At 76.6% G+C, this 4,536-nt stretch carries 5 protein-coding genes; all 5 read right to left on the reverse strand.

The window, feature by feature from the left end:
• Positions 1-253: 253 nt before the first annotated feature.
• Positions 254-700, reverse strand: a complete 447-nt coding sequence (locus GTW08_RS19435; RefSeq protein WP_253067394.1) for a nitroreductase/quinone reductase family protein — start codon at positions 698-700, stop codon at positions 254-256.
• A gap of 99 nt (positions 701-799) precedes the next feature.
• Positions 800-1,261, reverse strand: coding sequence for a nitroreductase family deazaflavin-dependent oxidoreductase (locus GTW08_RS19440; protein WP_073578455.1), 462 nt, complete (start codon positions 1,259-1,261; stop codon positions 800-802).
• 264 nt (positions 1,262-1,525) lie between these two features.
• A complete protein-coding gene (gene mnmA, locus GTW08_RS19445) occupies positions 1,526-2,608 on the reverse strand; it encodes a tRNA 2-thiouridine(34) synthase MnmA (protein ID WP_073578456.1) in 1,083 nt (360 codons plus the stop codon).
• 3 nt (positions 2,609-2,611) lie between these two features.
• Positions 2,612-3,820, reverse strand: a complete 1,209-nt coding sequence (locus GTW08_RS19450; RefSeq protein ID WP_073578457.1) for a cysteine desulfurase family protein — start codon at positions 3,818-3,820, stop codon at positions 2,612-2,614.
• A gap of 67 nt (positions 3,821-3,887) precedes the next feature.
• A partial coding sequence (locus GTW08_RS19455; RefSeq protein WP_161152337.1) for a lysophospholipid acyltransferase family protein occupies positions 3,888-4,536 on the reverse strand: 649 nt, incomplete at its 5' end.

The raw sequence follows: 4,536 nt of genomic DNA on the forward strand, positions 1-4,536 counted from the left end.
CTCGGCGGGGGCGTCGTCGACGACCTCGATGCGCGGCGGGGGCGGGAGGGTCTCACCGGGACGCACGTCGCCGAGTCCGGCGGCGGCGAGCGCGGCGGCCAGCGGGTCGGTGGGATCCGGGACGGTCACACCCCCAGTGTCCTCCGCCGTCCCGTCCGGGTGCGTGCGGCCCCGGTCCGGCGTCGGCGGGCGTGGTCGCCGGGAGTGGAGTGCGGCGGCGGGTGGGCTGCGCCCGGTGCTCCGCTCCTGGTGGTCACCGCAGGGCGAACACCGGGTGGCGGGGTGCGGCGGCGGCGAGCTCGGCGTCGGTGGAGGCGGGATCGACGTCGTCGAACAGCATCCCGGCGGCCCGGCCGAGTCCGCGCACGTAGGCGCGCAGCACGGGGACGGCCGCCGCGGCGTCGAGCTCGACGGCCGACACCGGCTCCGCTCCCCCACGACCGCGCAGTTCGGCGCTCCCGCCGGCCGCGCGCAGGTTGAGGACCCAGTCGGTCTCACCGCGCGGCGAGATGAGGTGGCGGGTCCCGTCGAGCAGGACCGGGGTCAGCGGGACGGTGCGGATCCTGCCGCTGCGCCGGCCGCGGACGGCGAGCACGGCGGTGTCACCCGGGGTGATGCCGCGCTGGGCCAGGGCCCCGACCAGCGGGTTGAGGACGCGGCGCACCAGCATGCCGGGTGCTCGGTAGTCACGGTCGCTCACCGCGACAGCCTCTCACCGATCACGCCGTCCGTCGCTCCGGTGATCCCTCCTCCCGGAGCCCACGCGACCGAGGGGCGCTCCCGGCTCCGCGGAGAAGGATCACGCGGCCAGGACGAAGATCGGGTGGCAGTGGGCGACGGCGGCGAGCTCGGCGTCGGACGAGGACGCGTCGACACCGTCGAAGAACGTCCCGACCTCCCAGGCCCAGCGACGCAGGTACTCCCGCAGCACCGGGACGACGGCGGCCGGCTCGGTCAGCTCGGTCGCGGCCACCCGCTCGGTGCGACGGCCGACGGTCAGCTCCGCCTCCCCCGCGACGCGCAGGTTGCGCACCCACTGGGTCTCGCCGCGCGCGGCGACGAGGTAGCGGGCGCCGTCGTGGCGCAGCGGGTTGACCGGCGTGGTGCGGACCTCGCCGGAGCGGCGGCCGCGGACGCCGAGCACCGCGGAGCCGGCGAGCGGGAGGCCGAGCCGGGTCAGCCCGGCGACCAGGGGGTTCATCACCCGGCGGGTGATGCGGCCGGGGGCGATGTAGTGGAGCCGAGAGCGCTGGTTCGTCATGAGAGCAGTGTTCACTATCCGTCGCACAAGAGCAAGAGCAGTGCTCTCGTCGGGGTCGGTGCGGCGTGCAGGTTGCACCGAGTTGCAGGTCAGCGGGCTCGAACGGCTCCGCGCAGCCCGCTGGGGTGCATCTCGGCGGAGAGGCGATGCCGGACCAGGCCACTCGCGGCGCCGGCGGGGGGGCGTGCTCCGGGGCCGGTCAGGCGCCGCCGGGCGGGCCCGGGTCGGTCGGTGCCGCCGGGCGGACGCGGCCGGCGATCTCGGTCAGGCCGTCCCGGTGATCGTCGCCGACCCCAGGACGACGTCGCCGTCGTCGTCGGGGCGGTAGAAGGCGACGGCCTGCCCCGGGGCGACACCGCGCAGCGGTTCGGACAGCTCCACCTGCACGGCGGAGTCGAGCGGGGTGACGGTGGCGGGTGCGGTGCCGCCGTGCGCGCGGACCTGCACGACGCAGCCGAACGGTGCGTCCGGCGCCGCGCCCGAGGTCCACACGGGGGTACGCGCGGTGATCGCGGTGACGTCGAGCGCGGCCTCCGGTCCGACCCGCACGGTGCCGCTGACCGGCTCGATGCCGAGCACGTAGCGGGGGCGGCCGTCGGCGGCCGGCCGGTCGATCCCGAGGCCCTTGCGCTGCCCGACGGTGAAGCCGTGCACGCCGTCGTGGGTGCCGAGGGTCTCGCCGGAGGCGGCGTCGACCAGCGCGCCGGGAGTGGTGCCCAGGCGGTCGGCCAGGAAACCGCGGGTGTCGCCGGTGGGGATGAAGCAGATGTCGTGACTGTCGGGTTTCCCGGCGACGCGCAGCCCGAGCCGGGCGGCCTCGGCCCGGATCTCCGGCTTCGGGGTGTCGCCGACCGGGAACATCGCGTGCCGCAGCTGGTCGGCGCGCAGCACCGCCAGCACGTAGGACTGGTCCTTGCCCGCGTCGGCCGAGCGGCGCAGTACCGGCCCGGCCGGGTCGAGCTGCGCGTAGTGGCCGGTGCAGACGGCGTCGAAGCCGAGGGCGAGCGCCCGGTCCAGCACGGCCGCGAACTTGATCTTCTCGTTGCAGCGCAGGCAGGGGTTCGGCGTCTCCCCGGCCGCGTAGGCGGCGACGAAGTCGTCCACGACGTCGCGGGTGAACTCCTCGGACAGGTCCCAGACGTAGTACGGGATGCCGAGGACGTCGGCGGCGCGGGCGGCGTCGCCCGCGTCCTCCTTGGAACAGCAGCCCCGTGATCCGGAGCGCATGGCGTCCCGGGTGCGCGACAGCGCGAGGTGCACCCCGACGACGTCGTGTCCGGCGGCGACCGCCCGCGCGGCGGCCACCGCGGAGTCGACGCCGCCGCTCATCGCAGCGAGGACCCGCACGGCTCAGCCCGTGACCGACGCGGGGGTGCGACGGCTCGCGTTGCGGGCGCGCTCCACGACCGACCCGATGGCCCCGGCGACCGCGGCGACGTCGGCGGAGGTGCTGGTGTGCCCCAGGGAGAAGCGCAGCGACCCGCGGGCGGTGCACTCGTCGGCGCCCATCGCCAGCAGCACGTGGCTGGGCTGGGCGACGCCCGCGGTGCAGGCCGAGCCGGTCGAGCAGTCGATGCCGTGGGCGTCGAGCAGCATGAGCAGGCTGTCGCCCTCGCAGCCGGGGAACGACAGGTGCGCGTTGCCGGGCAGCCTGCCGGGACCGCCGTCGACCCGGGAGTCGGTGGTGTCACCGTTCAGGACCGCGTCGGGCACCTCGGTGCGCACGACGCGGACCAGCTCGTCGCGCAGCCCGGCCAGGTGCACGCGGCGGCTCGGCGCGGCGGCCACCGACTCGACGACGGCCGTCGCCAGCCCGGCCAGCGACGGCACGTCCAGGGTGCCGGAGCGGACGTCGCGCTCCTGGCCGCCGCCGTGCAGCAGCGGGGTGCAGGTGACCTCGCGGCCGAGCAGCAGCGCGCCCGCGCCGTAGGGGCCGCCGAGCTTGTGCCCGGTGAGGGTGAGGGCGTCGGCGCCGCTCGCGGCGAAGTCGACGTCGAGGATCCCGACGGCCTGCACGGCGTCGGTGTGGAACGGCACCCCGAACTCGTGGGCCACGGCGGCGAGCTCGCGCACCGGGTTGACGGTGCCGACCTCGTTGTTGGCCCACATGACCGAGACCAGGGCGTTCCCGTCCGGGTCCTCGGCGAGCGCGGCGCGCAGCGTCTCCGGGTGGACGCGGCCGGTCGCGTCGACCTCGAGCATCCGCAGCCGGGCTCCCTCGTGGGTGGCCAGCCACTCCGCCGCGTCGACGACCGCGTGGTGCTCGACGGCCGAGACCAGCACCCGGGTGCGGCGCGGGTCCGCGGCCCGGCGGGCCCAGAACAGGCCCTTGACCGCGAGGTTGTCGCTCTCGGTGCCGCCGGTCGTGAACACGACCTCGGACGGGCGCGCGCCGACCGCCTCGGCGATCCGCTCGCGCCCCTCCTCGACCGCGCGCCGGGCGCGGCGGCCCGACGAGTGCAGCGACGACGCGTTGCCGGTGCGGCCGAGCGCGTCGCTCATGGCGGCGACGGCGGCGGGCAGCATCGGTGTGGTCGCCGCGTGGTCCAGGTACGTCATCGGCCTCCAGGGTAGACCCCGTCGTGACAGCGGTGCGTGCCGAACCCGTCGTGGACGACCGTCCGTCTCACACGGCCGTGGCGGTCGTGACCGGTGGCGGGTGACGGACCCGGTCGCGGGCCCGGGCGGCCAGCGCGCGCCGGTCGGTGTGCGGGCCCGGCTCGACGAGCTCGCCCACGGTGACCTCACAGACCAGGCCGGGCAGCCTCAGCACCCGGCCGACGGTGTCGCCGAGGGTCTGCTCGCCGACGAACGCGGCGGCCGTCGTCGGCCGCCCGTCCGGGGTGGTGATCGCGACGGCGACCGGCCGGACCGGGGCACCCGCGTCGATCGCGGCCTGGAACGGGGCCCGCCGGTAGTCCCCGGAGATCGCGCCGCACCACGTCGTCGCCTCGGGGAAGACACCGACCAGCGTGCCGTCCCGCAGCGCGTCGGCGCAGGTCGCGACGGTGCCGGGGAGCCGGGACAGGCCCTCGCGGTGCACGAACAGGGTCCCGATGCGGGCCGCGAGCGCGCCGATCAGCGGCCAGTCCCGGACCTCCCGCTTGGCGAGCATGGTGACCGGGCCGATCGCACCGAGCGCCGGGATGTCGATCCACGACGTGTGGTCGGCCACGACCAGGGCGCCCCGCCCGTCCGCGGGCGCGAGCGGCCCGCCGCGCACGACGAGCCGGACCCCGGCGGCGCGGAGCACCGCGCGGTGCAGCGCCCGCAGG

The organism is Pseudonocardia sp. SID8383 (assembly GCF_009864975.1).
Classification (GTDB): domain Bacteria; phylum Actinomycetota; class Actinomycetes; order Mycobacteriales; family Pseudonocardiaceae; genus Pseudonocardia; species Pseudonocardia alni.